Source organism: Micromonospora noduli (assembly GCF_003264365.1).
GTDB lineage: Bacteria > Actinomycetota > Actinomycetes > Mycobacteriales > Micromonosporaceae > Micromonospora > Micromonospora noduli.
The window spans coordinates 1-14848 of sequence record NZ_PYAK01000050.1; the positions used below are offsets into that span (position 1 = coordinate 1).

The following is a 14848-nucleotide window of genomic DNA, read 5'->3' on the forward strand; positions in this document are numbered from 1 at the left end:
CCCGGCCCGCTGGCCCGCGCCGCGGCGTCGGCCACCGCCCGCGCCACCCGCACCGGACGGCGTGGGGCCAACGCCGACACCACGTCGGCCGCGGAGGCCAGCTTCGGCTCGCCCAGCACCTCCTCGGCCAGCCGGCGTACCTGCCAGCCGGTCTCGTCGTACCGGGCCAGCAGCTCCTCGCCGGTCGCCACCCCGGCGTCGACCAGCAGCCGCGCGGTGGCGGCCACCGGGTCCCGGTCCAGGTCCTCGGCCAGCTCGGCCGGACTCCGGTACGCCGACTCCGCGTCCGCCCCGGCGTGCCCCATCAGCCGTACGGTGCGCAGGTGCAGCACGGCCGGCCGCCGGTTGCGGCGTACCCAGGCCGCGGCCTCCGCCGCCACCTCGTACGCCCGCACCGGGTCGGCTCCGTCCGCGCTGAAGTAGCGGATGCCCGGCTTGGCACGCAGGGTCGCCTCGACCCAGCCCTCCGGCGAGCGGACGCTGATGCCCAGCCCGTTGTCCTCGCAGACGAAGAGCACCGGAATCCGCAGCCCGGCGTGGTCGTACCACCCGGCGGTGTTGAAGGCGGCTGTGGCGCTGGCGTGGTTGACCGAGGCGTCGCCGAAGGAGCAGACCACTATCGCGTCCGGCGGCCAGGGGGCGTGCGTGGCGCCCGCGCCGCTGCCGACCCGCACCCCGGCCCCGGTACGCCGTCCGGCGCTGTCCAGCCGGCGCAGCCGCTCCACGGCCAGTCCCATTCCGACCGCGCGGGGCAGGTGCGAGGCGATGGTGGAGGTGGTCGGCACGATGGCCAGGTCGGCCCGGCCGAACACCTTGTGCCGGCCCCCCGCGATCGGTTCAAGGCTGGACGCGGCCATCCCGCGCAGCACGTCCCGGGCCGCGTCGGCGTACGCCGCGAACGCGTTCGCGGCCCCGGTCGCCGCGGTCGGCTCGGTCCCGGCCGGCTCCGATTCGGACAGCTGCGGATCGGAGGTCGTCTCCGGGTCACGTGTCGCTGCGCCGTCGACGGTCAACTCACTGTCGGCGGACCGCGCTCGGTCGGCGTCCTGATCGGGGTCGGCGGTCCGTGCCCGGACGGCGGACGGCACGGAGTCGGTGGCCAGCGTCGGGTCGGCCGCGACCTGGGCGGCACGCAGACAGTAGAAGGCGCCCGAGCGGTAGTGCAGCAGCGCCGGATCGGTGGGACGCAGCGCGGCGGCGACAGCGGCGTTGCCCTCGTGCCCGGCCGAGCCGATGGTGTAGAAGCCCTCCCCGAAGCTGCGCAACCAGCGGCCGGCCAGGTCGAGCTGCCGGCTGGTCACCTGCGCGTCGAAGAGGTCCAGCACCTGCGCGCCGGTCAGCGGGGCGTCATCGGTGACCGGGTCGGCGGGGTCACGCCGCCGCTCGGCGGCAGGCAGCGCCGCCAGCGTCTCCCGGAACCGGTCGTCGAGATCTTGCGGGGTGGTCACGTCGGACAGCATTACCGACGGAAGCCCTGCTCGCCCAGTGGGACACGGCCGGCGGGGGTGCGCTCACTCCGGCCCGAAGGACTCCGGACAGCCGCCGTCGGACACCTTCCAGACCAGGTCACGAAGGGTGCTCAGCTCCTCGTCGCTCAGCCCGGACAGGAGTCGGGAGTCGGACATCACCTCGATCACCCGCGCCCGCACGACACGGCCCTCCCCGGTCACCACCAGCGTCTTCTGCCGCCGGTCCGTCGGGTCGGTGCGGCGCTCGACCAGCCCGGCGTGCTCCAGCTTGTCGACCAGCACCGTCACGTTCGACCGGTCACAACCCAACTGACCGGCGAGATCCCGGGCCGGCAGCGGGTGGTCCGGGTCCAACTCCCGCAGCGCCCGGGCCGCCGCCGGGGTGAGCCCCAACTCGGCGAACGCAGAACCCTGCCGGTGTCGCAGCGCGGCCGTGACGTGCGCCATCCGCCGCACCACATCGACGGCGAGACCGTCCCGATCCACCCGTTCACCTGCCGCGGGAACCACCTCCTGCGTCACGGCCACATGGTACGCAGAGACGGGCGTCGTCGGTCAGGGCCCGGCCGGATCACACCCGTCGGACGGCGGTCAGCACCGATCGACAGCGGTCATCGGTGTTCGACTGCTGGCGACAAGCAGGGCCACTCAGTGTCATCTGTCGGCCATCGGGGCTCGCGAGGCTCCCGGAGTCACGAAGATCGGACTCTGGGGAGGATTCGTGTCACTGTCCCGACGTACCATCCTGCTGTCCGGCGCCGCGATCGGCGCCGCGGGCGCGGTCACCGGGCTGCCGGCGACGGCCGGCGCGGCACCGGGCCGGCCGCTGGCCTACCCCTTCACCCTCGGTGTGGCCTCCGGCGACCCCGACCACGACGGGTTCGTGTTGTGGACCCGCCTGGCCCCACAGCCACTGGCCGAGGACGGCCTTGGCGGCATGCCGGACCGCGACGTGCCGGTGCACTGGGAGTTGGCCGCCGACGAGCGGTTCCGGCATGTGGTGCGCCGCGGGGTCGCGGTCGCCCGCACCCGCTCGGCGCACAGCGTGCACGTGGAGTTGGCCGGTTTACTGGCCGGACGCGAGTACTTCTACCGGTTCCGGGCCGAGCGCCACGTCTCGCCGACCGGACGCACCCGCACCGCCCCGGCACCGTGGACCATGCCAGCCGCCCTGGCAATGGGCTTCGCCTCCTGTTCCCAGTACGAGCACGGCTACTTCACCGCCTACCGGCGGCTGGCCGAGACCGAGCCGGAGCTCATCCTGCACCTGGGCGACTACCAGTACGAGTACGCCCCGGACACGTACAACGTCCCCGGTGGCAACCCGCGTGACCACGAGGGCCCGGAGACCCGGACGCTGGCCAACTATCGGCAGCGGCACGCTCAGTACAAGACCGACGCCGACCTGCAGGCCGCGCACGCGGTGGCGCCGTGGGCTGTGGTGTTCGACGACCACGAGGTGGAGAACAACTGGGCCGACGAGGTGCCCGAGGCGCCGGACCCGGAGTTCCCCGCGCGGCGGGCGGCGGCGTTCCAGGCGTACTACGAGAACATGCCGCTGCGGCGCACCTCGATTCCCCGCGGCATCGACATGCAGCTCTACCGACGGGTGCGCTGGGGGCGGCTGGCCACGTTCCACATGCTCGACACCCGGCAGTACCGCGACGACCAGGCCTGCGGCGACGGCTACCGGGACTGCGCGGCGGCATCCGACCCGGCCCGGTCGATCACCGGGGCCGAGCAGGAGGCGTGGCTGCTGGACGGCTTCCGCCGCTCTGACGCCCAGTGGGACATCCTGGGCCAGCAGGTCTTCTTCGCTCAACGGGACAACAACTCCGGCCCGCTCACCGTCACCAGCATGGACTCCTGGGACGGCTACGTCGCCTCTCGGGACCGCATCACCCGGGGTTGGTTGGCCGCCGGGGTACGCAACCCGGTGGTGCTGACCGGAGACGTGCACGCGCACTGGGCCAGCGATCTCAAGCTGGACTACGCCGACCCGACCTCGCGCAGCGTCGGCACCGAACTGGTCTGCTCCTCGATCACCTCGACCGGTGACGGCGCGGACTCGGCGTCCGGCTCGCACCCGTGGTTCGCGTTCAACCCGCACCTGCGCTTCCAGAACAACCTGCGGGGGTACGTGCGCACCACGATCACCCCGGGACAGCTCACCGCCGACTTCGACGTGCTGCCGTACGTCAGCCGGCCGGGCGCGCCCGCGTACACCCGGGCCTCGTTCGTGATCGAGGACCGGGTGCCCGGCCTGCACCAGACGGCGGACAACCCAGTCCCGTCAGCGGCCCGCACTGCCGCGCCATCCGCGGACCCCGGCCAGCAGACCGTCCAGCAGGAGACCGTCCGCCCGTAACCAGCCCGACGCCTCAAGATCCGCGCAACGTCAGGGAACTTGTTGCCTCGCCACGCGCTGAGACAGCAGTTCCGGGGAGGTTGTGCAGATCTTGAGGCGGGCCGGCGTTCCGGGACGACAGCCGGGCAGGCGCGGTCAGGCGGGGAGGAAGGAGAAGCGGACCTGGCGGGTCGGGTTGTCGCCGTTGGTGTCGACGAGGCAGATCGACTGCCAGGTGCCGAGCGCCAGCCGGCCACCGAGCACCGGCAGCGTGGCGTACGGCGGGATGAACGCCGGCAGCACGTGGTCGCGGCCGTGGCCGGGCGAGCCGTGTCGGTGCCGCCAGCGGTCCTCGGTGGGGAGCAGGTCGTCCACGGCGCTGAGCAGGTCGTCGTCGGAGCCCGAACCGGTCTCGATGATCGCCAGGCCGGCGGTGGCGTGCGGCACGAAGACGTGCAGCAGGCCGTCGCCCTCGCCCGAGACGAACTGCTGGGCCTCCGCGGTGATGTCCCGGACGGTCGGCCGGGACCCGGTCTGGACGGTGATCACGTCGCTGCGCATACGTCGCATTCTGCCGCAGCGTGCGGTCAGGAGCTGCCGCCACCGCCGCCAGAGTCGCCGCCACCGGACCAGCCGCCACCGGAGTCACCGCCGGACCAGCCGCCACCGGAGTCACCGCTGGACCAGCCCCAGCCGGACCAGCCTCCCCCGGAGTCGCCGCTGCCGCCGGCCGGCTCCGTGCTGTCGGAGCTGTCGTGGTCGCCGTCCCGCTGGCGGCCGACGTGCCCGCTTCCCGCGTCCCCGGCGGGCATCGGGTAGAACCCGTACCCGCCGCCGTCCGCGTCCGGACGACGGCGACGGCCATCCCGGCCGCTCAGACGGGCCGCGCGGATCGCGTCGCGCAGCAGGCCCCCGCCGAGCACTGCCACCAGGGCGCCCAGGGCCACCAGTCCGACCATCGGCAGGTTGCCGGAGGCGAGGGCGACGGCGCCGATGACCAGGCCAACCACCCCGACAACGATCATGGTCGCGGCGACCGCGACACGGCGTCCGTTCATGGCGGTAACGGTAGGAGTGGCGGTCAAACCGCTCAGCTTTCACCCGGCCGTCGCGCTAAGTTACCGGCGAGTACCTGTGTTCAGCATCGCGTCGGGGGGACCTAGACGTGACGAGGGGTGCCACCAGGGGGCAGGATGGCGCTAGAGACCTATCCCACACACAACCGAGGGAACGCCTGTGGCTACGGAACGCAAGCGCCCGGTGATCAGCGACGGCCTACCGAGCCAGCTTCCGGACATCGACCCTGAAGAGACCAGCGAATGGGTCGAGTCGCTTGACGGTGTCATCGACGAACGCGGCGCCAAACGCGCCCGCTACGTCATGCTGCGCCTGCTGGAGCGGGCCCGTGAGCGCCAGGTCGGGGTTCCGCCCCTGACCACCACCGATTACATCAACACCATCCCGTCGGAGCGCGAGCCCTGGTTCCCGGGTGACGAGCACGTCGAGCGGAGGATCCGGGCGTACGTCCGGTGGAACGCCGCCATGCTGGTGCACCGGGCGCAGCGCCCGGAGATCGGCGTCGGCGGGCACATCTCCACCTTCGCCAGCTCGGCGTCGCTCTACGAGGTGGGCTTCAACCACTTCTTCCGGGGCAAGAACCACCCGGGCGGTGGCGACCAGATCTTCTACCAGGGCCACGCCTCCCCCGGCATGTACGCGCGGGCGTTCCTGGAGGGGCGGCTCAGCGAGCACCAGCTCGACGGGTTCCGCCAGGAGCTGTCGCACCCCGGTGGTGGGCTGCCCTCGTACCCGCACCCTCGGCTGATGCCGGACTTCTGGGAGTTCCCCACCGTCTCGATGGGCCTCGGCGGTCTGAACGCGATCTACCAGGCCCGGTTCAACCGGTACCTGCAGCACCGCGGCATCAAGGACACCTCCCAGCAGCACGTCTGGGCGTTCCTCGGCGACGGCGAGATGGACGAGCCGGAGACGCTCGGCGCCATCGGCGTCGCCGCCCGCGAGGAGCTGGACAACCTCACCTTCGTGATCAACTGCAACCTGCAGCGGCTGGACGGCCCGGTCCGGGGCAACGGCAAGGTCATGCAGGAGCTGGAGGCGTTCTTCCGGGGTGCCGGCTGGAACGTGATCAAGGTCGTCTGGGGTCGTGAGTGGGACCCGCTGCTCGCCGCGGACACCGACGGCGCGTTGGTCAACCTGATGAACACCACGACCGACGGCGACTACCAGACCTACAAGGCGGAGTCCGGCGCGTACGTGCGGGAGCACTTCTTCGGCCGTGACACACGGACCCGCAAGATGGTCGAGCCGCTCAGCGACGACGAGATCTGGAACCTCAAGCGGGGTGGGCACGACTACCGCAAGCTCTACGCGGCCTACAAGGCGGCCACCGAGCACACCGGTCAGCCCACCGTCATCCTGGCGAAGACGATCAAGGGCTGGACCCTCGGCTCGCACTTCGAGGGCCGCAACGCGACCCACCAGATGAAGAAGCTGACGCTGGAGGACCTGAAGACCTTCCGCGACCGGCTCTACCTGGACATCCCGGACTCGGCGCTGGAGGACAACCCCTACCTGCCGCCGTACTTCCACCCGGGCGAGAAGTCCGAGGAACTGGCGTACCTCAAGGAGCGGCGCGAGCAGCTCGGCGGGTACCTGCCGTCCCGGCGGACCAGCACGAAGCGGCTGGCCATCCCCGGGCCGGAGCGGTTCGCCGACATCAAGCGCGGCTCCGGCAAGCAGAAGGTGGCCACCACGCAGGCCTTCGTCCGTCTGCTCAAGGACGTGATGAAGGACAAGGAGTTCGGCAAGCGTTGGGTGCCGATCATCCCGGACGAGGCCCGCACCTTCGGTCTCGACTCGATCTTCCCGACCGCGAAGATCTACTCGCCGCACGGCCAGCGCTACACCTCGGTCGACCGGGAGCTGTTCCTGTCGTACAAGGAGTCGACGACCGGGCAGATCCTGCACGAGGGGATCAACGAGGCCGGTTCGGTGGCCTCGTTCACCGCAGCCGGCTCGGCGTACGCCACGCACGACGAGCCGATGATCCCGATGTACATCTTCTACTCGATGTTCGGGTTCCAGCGGACCGCCGACGGGCTGTGGGCCGCGGCCGACCAGATGGCCCGGGGCTTCCTGCTCGGCGCCACCGCGGGTCGGACCACGCTCAACGGTGAGGGCCTTCAGCACGAGGACGGGCACTCGCTGCTGATCGCCGCTACCAACCCGGCCGTGGTGGCGTACGACCCGGCGTTCGCGTACGAGATCGCGCACATCCTGGAGCAGGGTCTGCACCGGATGTACGGGGACGCTCAGGAGAACGTCTTCTACTACCTGACGGTCTACAACGAGCCGACTCTCCAGCCGGCCGAGCCGGCCGACGTGGACGTGGAGGGCCTGCTCAAGGGCATCTACCGCTACTCGCCGGCACCGCAGGTCGACGGCCCGAAGGCCAACCTGCTCGCCTCGGGCACCGGGATGCAGTGGGCGCTCAAGGCCCAGCAGCTCCTCGCCCAGGACTGGGGGGTGGGTGCCGACGTCTGGTCGGTGACCTCCTGGACCGAGCTGCGCCGCGACGCGGTGGAGACCGAGGAGTACAACCTGCTCAACCCGGGTGCTGAGGCGAAGGTTCCGTACATCCAGCAGAAGCTGGCCGAGTCGGACGGGCCGAAGATCGCGGTCAGCGACTTCATGCGCGCGGTACCGGATCTGATCGCCCGCTGGGTACCCGGCGACTACACGTCGCTCGGCACCGACGGTTTCGGCATGTCGGACACCCGGCACGCGCTGCGCCGGCACTTCCACGTCGACGCGGAGTCGATCGTGGTGGCCACGCTGCGGCAGCTCGCCCGCAGCGGCGCGGTGGCGACCACGGTGCCGGCCGAGGCCGCCAAGAAGTACGCGATCGACGACGTCAACGCCGCCCCGGTCGGCGAGACCGGCGGCGACAGCTGATCCAGCACCACTGAGGAGGGCCCGGCGCATCCGCGCCGGGCCCTTTTCGGTGTACGGAGCGGCGGTGGTCCGGGGGCCCTGGCGGGGATCCGGACCACCGCCGTCGCGGGTGACGCCGGGAGGATGGGCGCTCGTCAGCCGACGGCGGCCAGGTCGGTGAGCCGGGCCAGCGAGTCCTCCAGGTCGGCGCCGACCCGACGCAGTCCGAGGCGCAGCAGGGCCGCCTTGACCGGGCCGGCCGGCCAGCGGACCACGATGAGGCGCACGATGGTTCCGCCCTCCTCCTCGTCTCCGGTGAGCTGGACGTAGATTTCGGTGCGCGCCTCCGCACGAGCACCGGCACCCTTGGCCCGCTCCCGCCAGCCGATCAGCGTCGGCTCCTGGTAGGCGATCACCTCGGCCTCATGCGCCGAGCCGCGCCCTGCCTGGACCAGTTGTCGCCGCCCGAAGCCCTCTCCCGAGAGCACTTCGGCCGCGCGGACCCCGGCGAGCCAGGCCGGCAACTGCTCGGCCCGCTGCACGACATCCCAGACCACTTCAATTGGCGCCGCCACGTGCGCACTGCGTTCCACGAGGATCATTTCCGTCTTTCCTCCGGTGAGGACATCCCACGATATCGGCACTCTATGCGCTAAATCGGACTTACCTGGACGGGTTCGGAAAAAGACACGCCGATCAACCATTGCGCATTGCGCCAGGCCGGCCTATGGCGCATTCATCGAGAGCGCCCTAAAGTCCCGAGCACGTTTCACGTTGACCGGGAGGGCGCATGTCAACCGCACCGATGCCCCAGTTCCCCACCGGCTTCCGCTGGGGCGTCTCCACATCGGCCCACCAGATCGAGGGCGCCACCACTGCCGACGGCCGGGCTCCGTCCATCTGGGACACCTTTGCGCGCTCCCCCGGGCGGATCAGCGACGGCAGCAGCGGGGAGGTGGCCTGCGACCACTACCACCGGCACACCGAGGACGTGGCGCTGCTGGCCGGCCTGGGCGTCTCCGCGTACCGGTTCTCCATCGCCTGGCCCCGCATCCAGCCCACCGGCGCCGGCCCGGCCAACCCGGCCGGCCTGGACTTCTACGACCGCCTGGTGGACGAGTTGCTGGCCGCCGGCGTCGACCCGGTGGCCACCCTCTACCACTGGGACCTGCCGCAACCCCTCGAAGACGCCGGCGGCTGGCTGCACCGCGACACCGCCGCCCGGTTCGCCGAGTACGCCGAGAAGACCGCCGCCCGCCTCGGCGACCGGATCCGGCTCTGGATCACCCTCAACGAGCCGTTCATCCACATGAGCCTCGGCTACGGCATGGGTGTGCACGCCCCCGGCCGGATGCTGCTGTTCGACGCCTTCCCGGTCGCCCACCACCAACTGCTCGGGCACGGGCTCGCGGTCGCCGCGCTGCGGACCCACACCGCCAGCCCGGTGGCGATCGCCAACAACTACTCGCCGGTGCGGGTGCTCGGCGACCGCGACGCCGACCGGGCCGCCGGGGCGGCGTACGAGGCGCTGCACAACCGGCTCTTCACCGACCCACTGCTCGGCCGTGGCTACCCGGAGCTGCCCGGCTTCGACCCGAGCGTCATCCACCCCGGCGACCTCGACACGATCGCCACGCCGATCGACGTGCTCGGGGTGAACTACTACAACCCCACCGGCGTACGGGCGGCCGAGGAGGGTTCACCCCTGCCGTTCGACCTCGTGCCGCTGGACGGCTACCCGCGTACCGCCTTCGACTGGCCGGTGGCCCCCGACGGGCTACGCGAACTGCTCTGCTGGCTGCGCGACACCTACGGCGACGGGCTGCCGCCCATCGAGATCACCGAGAGCGGCTGCGCGTACGACGACGCACCCGACGCCGACGGGCAGGTGGCCGACCCGGAGCGGATCGCGTACCTCGACGGGCACCTGCGGGCGGTCCGAGCCGCCATCGACGACGGGGTGGACGTCCGCGGGTACTTCGTCTGGTCGCTGCTGGACAACTGGGAGTGGGCCGAGGGGTTCACCAAGCGCTTCGGTCTGGTGCACGTCGACTACGCCACCCAGACCCGTACGCCGAAGTCGTCGTACACCTGGTTGCGGGACGTGATCGCGGCCAGCCGGCCCGGGTCGGCGCGGTGACCACCCTCGACCCGACGCCGGCGTCGCTGCCGGCGGCGCTCGCCGAGCCGACGGTGCCGGTGCGGCGCGGCTGGATCGGTCTGATCTTCGCGGCCAACCTCGGCGTGTGGATGGCGTTCTTCACTCCCATCCAGGTGCTGCTGCCACAGCAGATCGAGCAGATCGCGCCCGGCGACAAGGAGAACATGCTGGCCGTGGTCACCGGCCTCGGTGCGCTGGCCGCGGTGCTGGCCAACCCCCTGGCGGGCGCGTTCTCCGACCGGACCTGCCTGCGGATCGCCGGCCGCGAGTTCGGTCGTCGGCACGTCTGGACGGCGGGCGGGGCCGTGCTCGGCGCGGCGGCCCTGGTGCTGCTGGCCCAGCAACGGACCATCCTCGGCGTCGCCCTCGGCTGGGTCGCCGCGCAGGTCTGCTTCAACGCGATGCTGGCCAGCCTCACCGCCGCCATCCCGGACCGGGTCCCGGTGCGCCAGCGCGGCGGGGTCTCCGGGTGGGTGGGCATCCCGCAGGCACTCGGGTTGGTGCTCGGCGCGGTGCTGGTCACCGCCGTGGTCACCGGCAACGCCGCCGGCTACCTGGCCATCGCCGTGGCCATCCTGCTGCTGTCGCTGCCGTTCGCGCTGCTCACCCCCGACGAACCGCTGCCGCGTACCCATCGGCCGGCGATCCGGACGCGGGCGCTGCTGGCCTCGATGTGGATCAGCCCTCGCCGACATCCGGATTTCGCCTGGGCCTGGATCACCCGGTTCCTGGTCCAGTTGGGCAACGCCCTGGGCACCCTCTACCTGCTGTACTTCCTCAGCGACGGGGTGCGCCACCCCGACCCCGAGGGCGGGCTGCTGGTGCTGATCCTGCTCTACACGCTCGGAATGATGCTGACCGCTGTGGTCGCCGGCCGGCTGTCCGACCGTTCCGGCCGCCGCAAGATCTACGTGATCGTCTCCGGGTTGATCATGGCGGTGGCGGCGCTGCTGCTCGCTGTCGCGCCGGTCTGGCCGATGGCGATCGTCGCCGCGCTGCTGCTCGGCGCCGGCTACGGCGTCTACCTCTCGGTGGACGCCGCGTTGATCACCCAGGTGCTGCCCCGGGCCACCGACCGCGCCAAGGACCTTGGCGTCATCAACATCGCCAACTCGGCGCCGCAGGTGCTCGGTCCGGCGCTCTCCGCCCCGCTCGTGGTGTACCTGGGCGGCTATCCCACGCTCTACGCGGTCACCGCCGTGGTCACCCTGCTCGGCAGCGCGCTGGTCGTCAAGATCCGCTCGGTGCCGTGAGCCAGGGGGCGGTGGCGGAAAGCAGTCGCGTACCGCCGTAGGCTGGGGGACGTGACAGTACGTGTGCGCTTCGCCCCTTCCCCGACCGGTATGTTCCACGTCGGCGGTGCCCGCTCGGCGCTGCAGAACTGGATCTACGCCAAGCAGCAGGGCGGCGTGTTCGTGCTGCGCATCGAGGACACCGACGCGGCGCGCAACAAGCCCGAGTGGACCGAGGGCATCCTCTCCGCGCTGGACTGGATCGGCATCTCCCGGGGCAGCTACGAGGGCCCGTACTTCCAGTCGGCGAACGCCGGCGAGCACCGGGCCGCCGCCGCGCGCCTGTACGAGTCGGGCCGCGCCTACTACTGCGACTGCACCCGTGAGGACGTGCAGGCCCGCACCGGCTCGCAGTACCAGGGCTACGACGGCTACCACCGCGACCGTGGCCTCGGCCCCGGCCCGGGGAACGCCCTGCGGTTCCGTACGCCCGACGAGGGCGCGACAGTGGTGGTCGACCTGATCCGTGGTGAGCCCACCTTCGAGAACAAGCTCATCGAGGACTTCGTCATCGCCCGGGGCGACGGCTCGCCGGTCTTCCTGCTGGCCAACGTCGTCGACGACATGACCATGGGGATCACCCACGTGATCCGGGCCGAGGAGCACCTGCCCAACACCCCCAAGCAGCAACTGCTCTGGGAAGCCCTCGGGGTCAAGCCGCCGATCTGGGCGCACGTGCCGGTGGTGGTCAACGAGAAGCGGCAGAAGCTCTCCAAGCGCAGGGACAAGGTCGCCCTGGAGGCGTACCGCGACGAGGGTTACCTCGCCGGCGCGATGCGCAACTACCTCATGCTGCTCGGCTGGGCCCCCTCCGGCGACCGGGAGATCGTTCCCTGGTCGGTCATCGAGGACGAGTTCCGGCTGGACGAGGTCAACCTGTCCTCGGCTTTCTTCGACGAGAAGAAGCTGCGCGCCTTCAACGGCGAGTACATTCGCGCGCTGCCGGTGGCCGAGTTCATCGACGCCTGCCAGCCGTGGCTGACCGGCACCGGGACCATCGCGCCGCCGCCGTGGCAGCCGGAGGAGTTCGACGCCGACGCGTTCGCCGCCGTGGCTCCGCTGGCCCAGACGCGGATCGCGGTGCTCAGCGAGATCGTGCCGAACGTCGACTTCCTCTTCCTGGCCTCGCCGCTGATCGACGAGGCCGCCTGGACCAAGACGATGAAGGACGGTTCCGCCGAGCTGCTGGACGACGCCGTCGCCGCGTTCGAGGCGCTGGAGTCCTGGGACGCCGAGTCGTTGAAGTCGACGCTGGAGGCGGTCGGCGCCGAGCGGGGCCTCAAGCTCGGCAAGACGCAGGCGCCGGTGCGGGTCGCGGTCACCGGCCGCACCGTTGGTCTGCCGCTGTTCGAGTCGCTGGAGGTGCTCGGTCGCGAGCGCACCCTGACCCGGATGCGCGCCGCCCGCCTGCGCCTGGTCTGACGAAGCACAACAGTTTGATCAGTGCGCTCCGCTGATCACTGCGCTCCGCGTCGGCGGCGGAACACGAGGCCGGCTCCGAGTGCGGCGAGCAGCAACAGGCCGCCGAGCGCCCAGATCCACCAGCGGCCGCCGGAGTCGGACCGCTCCGACGCCGCCGGCACGGTGGAGGCCGTCGAGCTGCCGGGGGTCGCCGAGGCGGGCCCGGCGGAGGGTACGCCGACGGCCGACGCGTCAGCCGAGGGCGCGCCGGCCGGGTTGGTGCTAACGGCGCCCGACGGCGAGGCGGACGGGTCGGCCGCGGTGCCGGTGGTGAGGGTGAACCGCACCTCGCCCTTCACCGGGTGCCCGTCGGACGACGCGAGCTGGTAGCCGACGATGTAGAGCCCGGCGGCGGCCGGCTTGAACGGCACCCGCACCCGACTGCCGTCGAAGGCGGGAGTCCCGCCAGCGACCACATTGTCCGGTCCGGTTATTGTGATCTTCGTCGTAGTCGGCGACGGCTTGGCGAGGAACCGCAGCTCGACGCGGGCGGGTGCCGTCGCCACGCGGGCGCCGTCGCGCGGGTTGCTGCCGGTCAGTTGGTTGTGGGCGGCGGCCGGAGTCGCCGGCACCAGAAACGACACACCGAACGCCACGCCGAGCACCACTGGCATGACCCGCACCGTACGTGTAACCCTGCCCCCCATGAACCCCTCCGTAAGGGTACGATCCGCCCGCTGATCAAACGGCTCCTCATTAGTCGAGCAGAGATCGCAGATAGTTCCAATTACTGTTCCGAAAGCTGCAACTCATCGACGTTCTGCGGAGTCTGTAGGAGTGGACGCGACCATCCGGTCGATGCCGCACCGGCAGATCGGTCCAGACGTCACGACGAAGCCATCCATCGAACGGGGCGAGGAGGCGGGATGGTCCGACACATGAGGCGTTTGGTCGCCGTGTTGGCGGGCACGCTGGCGGTGGCACTGCTGTCGCTTGGCACCGCCGGCTCGGCCTCGGCGGCGCCGAAGCCGGCACCCGCCGGAGTGGACATCACCGGCACGGGGCTGTCCGAGCCGCTGCGGTTGCACGCGGACAAGGAGCCCGCCCTCGTGGGCGCGGTCATCGACCAGGTCAACTTCCTCGCTCGCACCGGCATGCCGACCGGTCCGAAGGCAGCCAACCTCGGTCCGAAATACACTGTCGTGGTGCTCGCCGGCGAGACGCCGAAGCAGACCTACGACCTGTATCCCAAGGCTGTCGGTGGCCCCCGCGTCTACCGGCCGGCGAAGCAGCCGGACGGCCGCAAGTCCAGCGCCGGCTGGTTCCTGGGTCGGCTCAGCATGTCCGAGACCCTGCGCACCGCCGGTGTGCCGTTGGAGCGGCAGTTCGACACGGTCAGTGGCGGCGCGGGCGGCGGCGAGCGCGTGCTCCCGGAGGACACTCTCGACCCCGCGAAGGACCTCGACGAGGCGATCGGCGACCTGCAACACCTGCTGCTGCTCAACGTCGGCGTGATGCTGACCATCACGGTCGGCCTCGCCGGGATCGCCCTGCTGATCCGCCGGCGCACGCGCTGACCCGATGCACTCGCTCAGGCGGCGGGTGCGTCGGCGGTGCTCAGCACCAGCGGCGCGGTGGGCGCTCCCGGCGGGTGGCCCGCGGCCGCGGTCGGACCGCGCCGTGCCGGTGCGCCCCGGCCCAGCCGGGAAGTTCGCTGAGGCAACCAGCGGGAACGTCCGAGTCGGGCTCGGCGAGCCCGGCGGGCTCGGCGGAGCGCTGACGCGGCAGCACCGGCTCGTCATCGACGCGCCCGTGCAGTGGCTCCACCGGGTGCGATGGTGCGCCGCCGACCGGCCGGCGGTGCTTGCCAGCCGCCTGCGGGTCGTGGTGCCCCGGCCGGCAGGGCTCGCCCTGGGCGCAGCCGTGCTCGGCCTCCCCGTGCGCCATCCCCGGTCTCCTCACGCTCGCCTCACCCTCGGGTGCTCTCCCCGAGGTGCCCTGTCACCGTACTGGCCGGGACTGACGGGCCGCGCGCAGCGTACCCGGGGTCCGGACCGGCCGGTCCTCGGAGACGACGCTGAGCGCGGGGGCCGGTTACGCAGTTCACAGCTTCTTTTCGTGCCGTTCGCCCAACGCGTCACGGCCGAGGACCGTACTGGCGGTCGGTAAGGGCCCGCGTACCCCTTTCGGCGCATGGCGGTGCGGTCGAGGTCCTCCCCCGGTG

13 protein-coding genes are annotated in these 14848 nt (G+C 71.5%); 6 read left to right on the forward strand and 7 right to left on the reverse strand.

The genetic code is table 11. The annotated features are described in order from the left end of the window. Positions 1-1460: thiamine pyrophosphate-dependent enzyme (locus GUI43_RS26400; protein WP_249037853.1), on the reverse strand; the 1460-nt coding region annotated here is incomplete at its 3' end. A 51-nt stretch (positions 1461-1511) separates the two neighbouring features. Continuing rightward, positions 1512-1916 carry a MarR family winged helix-turn-helix transcriptional regulator gene (locus GUI43_RS26405; RefSeq protein ID WP_211326763.1) on the reverse strand — a complete coding sequence of 135 codons (405 nt, stop codon included), beginning with the start codon at positions 1914-1916 and terminating at the stop codon, positions 1512-1514. A 274-nt stretch (positions 1917-2190) separates the two neighbouring features. Here GUI43_RS26405 and GUI43_RS26410 point away from each other — a divergent pair, with 274 nt between their 5' ends. Further along, entirely contained in the window at positions 2191-3837 is a 1647-nt protein-coding gene (locus GUI43_RS26410; RefSeq protein WP_112700018.1) for an alkaline phosphatase D family protein, read from the forward strand. A gap of 135 nt (positions 3838-3972) precedes the next feature. Here the strand turns inward: GUI43_RS26410 and GUI43_RS26415 are convergent, their stop codons facing one another. Together GUI43_RS26415 and GUI43_RS26420 are read right to left on the reverse strand one after the other, a co-directional pair. Then, positions 3973-4377 carry a YjbQ family protein gene (locus GUI43_RS26415; RefSeq protein WP_167457620.1) on the reverse strand — a complete coding sequence of 135 codons (405 nt, stop codon included), beginning with the start codon at positions 4375-4377 and terminating at the stop codon, positions 3973-3975. 26 nt (positions 4378-4403) lie between these two features. Beyond that, positions 4404-4874: a hypothetical protein gene (locus GUI43_RS26420; protein WP_112700019.1), complete on the reverse strand. Its 471-nt coding sequence runs from the start codon at positions 4872-4874 to the stop codon at positions 4404-4406. A 178-nt stretch (positions 4875-5052) separates the two neighbouring features. On the opposite strand from GUI43_RS26420, the gene aceE reads away from it, so the two are divergent. Beyond that, positions 5053-7791 (forward strand): pyruvate dehydrogenase (acetyl-transferring), homodimeric type, encoded by a 2739-nt coding sequence (aceE, locus tag GUI43_RS26425; RefSeq protein ID WP_112700020.1) that lies wholly within the window; start codon positions 5053-5055, stop codon positions 7789-7791. Between the two features lie 134 nt (positions 7792-7925). Here the strand turns inward: aceE and GUI43_RS26430 are convergent, their stop codons facing one another. After that, on the reverse strand, positions 7926-8372 hold the full coding sequence (locus GUI43_RS26430) for an SRPBCC family protein (protein ID WP_112582592.1): 447 nt from the start codon (positions 8370-8372) through the stop codon (positions 7926-7928). Between the two features lie 188 nt (positions 8373-8560). Here GUI43_RS26430 and GUI43_RS26435 point away from each other — a divergent pair, with 188 nt between their 5' ends. Genes GUI43_RS26435 through gltX form a run of 3 tightly spaced genes read left to right on the forward strand, consistent with a single transcriptional unit; the run spans position 8561 to position 12645 of the window. Further along, entirely contained in the window at positions 8561-9910 is a 1350-nt protein-coding gene (locus GUI43_RS26435; RefSeq protein ID WP_112700021.1) for a GH1 family beta-glucosidase, read from the forward strand. Beyond that, positions 9907-11184: an MFS transporter gene (locus GUI43_RS26440; protein ID WP_112582590.1), complete on the forward strand. Its 1278-nt coding sequence runs from the start codon at positions 9907-9909 to the stop codon at positions 11182-11184. Before GUI43_RS26435 ends, GUI43_RS26440 begins: the two co-directional genes overlap by 4 nt. Positions 11185-11235: 51 nt before the next feature. Further along, positions 11236-12645, forward strand: coding sequence for a glutamate--tRNA ligase (gltX, locus tag GUI43_RS26445; protein WP_112582589.1), 1410 nt, complete (start codon positions 11236-11238; stop codon positions 12643-12645). A 35-nt stretch (positions 12646-12680) separates the two neighbouring features. Here gltX and GUI43_RS26450 read toward each other — a convergent pair whose 3' ends face one another. After that, complete coding sequence (locus tag GUI43_RS26450) at positions 12681-13298, reverse strand: copper resistance CopC family protein (protein WP_249037854.1); 618 nt, start codon at positions 13296-13298, stop codon at positions 12681-12683. A gap of 252 nt (positions 13299-13550) precedes the next feature. Between GUI43_RS26450 and GUI43_RS26455 the strand changes: the two genes are divergently transcribed. Next, the gene (locus GUI43_RS26455; RefSeq protein WP_112601478.1) at positions 13551-14201 is read left to right on the forward strand and encodes a hypothetical protein; all 651 of its coding nucleotides are present in this window, start codon (positions 13551-13553) and stop codon (positions 14199-14201) included. A gap of 40 nt (positions 14202-14241) precedes the next feature. Here GUI43_RS26455 and GUI43_RS26460 read toward each other — a convergent pair whose 3' ends face one another. Beyond that, the gene (locus GUI43_RS26460) at positions 14242-14571 is read right to left on the reverse strand and encodes a hypothetical protein (protein ID WP_112582586.1); all 330 of its coding nucleotides are present in this window, start codon (positions 14569-14571) and stop codon (positions 14242-14244) included. Between the last annotated feature and the right edge of the window lie 277 nt (positions 14572-14848).

Excerpts from the sequence above, each read along its gene's own strand:
- GUI43_RS26415 (WP_167457620.1), bottom strand. The coding sequence starts at position 4,377 with ATGCGCAGCGACGTGATCACCGTCCAGACCGGGTCCCGGCCGACCGTC.
- GUI43_RS26405 (WP_211326763.1), bottom strand. The coding sequence starts at position 1,916 with ATGGCGCACGTCACGGCCGCGCTGCGACACCGGCAGGGTTCTGCGTTC.
- GUI43_RS26420 (WP_112700019.1), bottom strand. The coding sequence starts at position 4,874 with ATGAACGGACGCCGTGTCGCGGTCGCCGCGACCATGATCGTTGTCGGG.
- GUI43_RS26435 (WP_112700021.1), top strand. The coding sequence starts at position 8,561 with ATGTCAACCGCACCGATGCCCCAGTTCCCCACCGGCTTCCGCTGGGGC.
- GUI43_RS26430 (WP_112582592.1), bottom strand. The coding sequence starts at position 8,372 with ATGATCCTCGTGGAACGCAGTGCGCACGTGGCGGCGCCAATTGAAGTG.
- GUI43_RS26460 (WP_112582586.1), bottom strand. The coding sequence starts at position 14,571 with ATGGCGCACGGGGAGGCCGAGCACGGCTGCGCCCAGGGCGAGCCCTGC.
- GUI43_RS26455 (WP_112601478.1), top strand. The coding sequence starts at position 13,551 with ATGGTCCGACACATGAGGCGTTTGGTCGCCGTGTTGGCGGGCACGCTG.
- GUI43_RS26450 (WP_249037854.1), bottom strand. The coding sequence starts at position 13,298 with ATGCCAGTGGTGCTCGGCGTGGCGTTCGGTGTGTCGTTTCTGGTGCCG.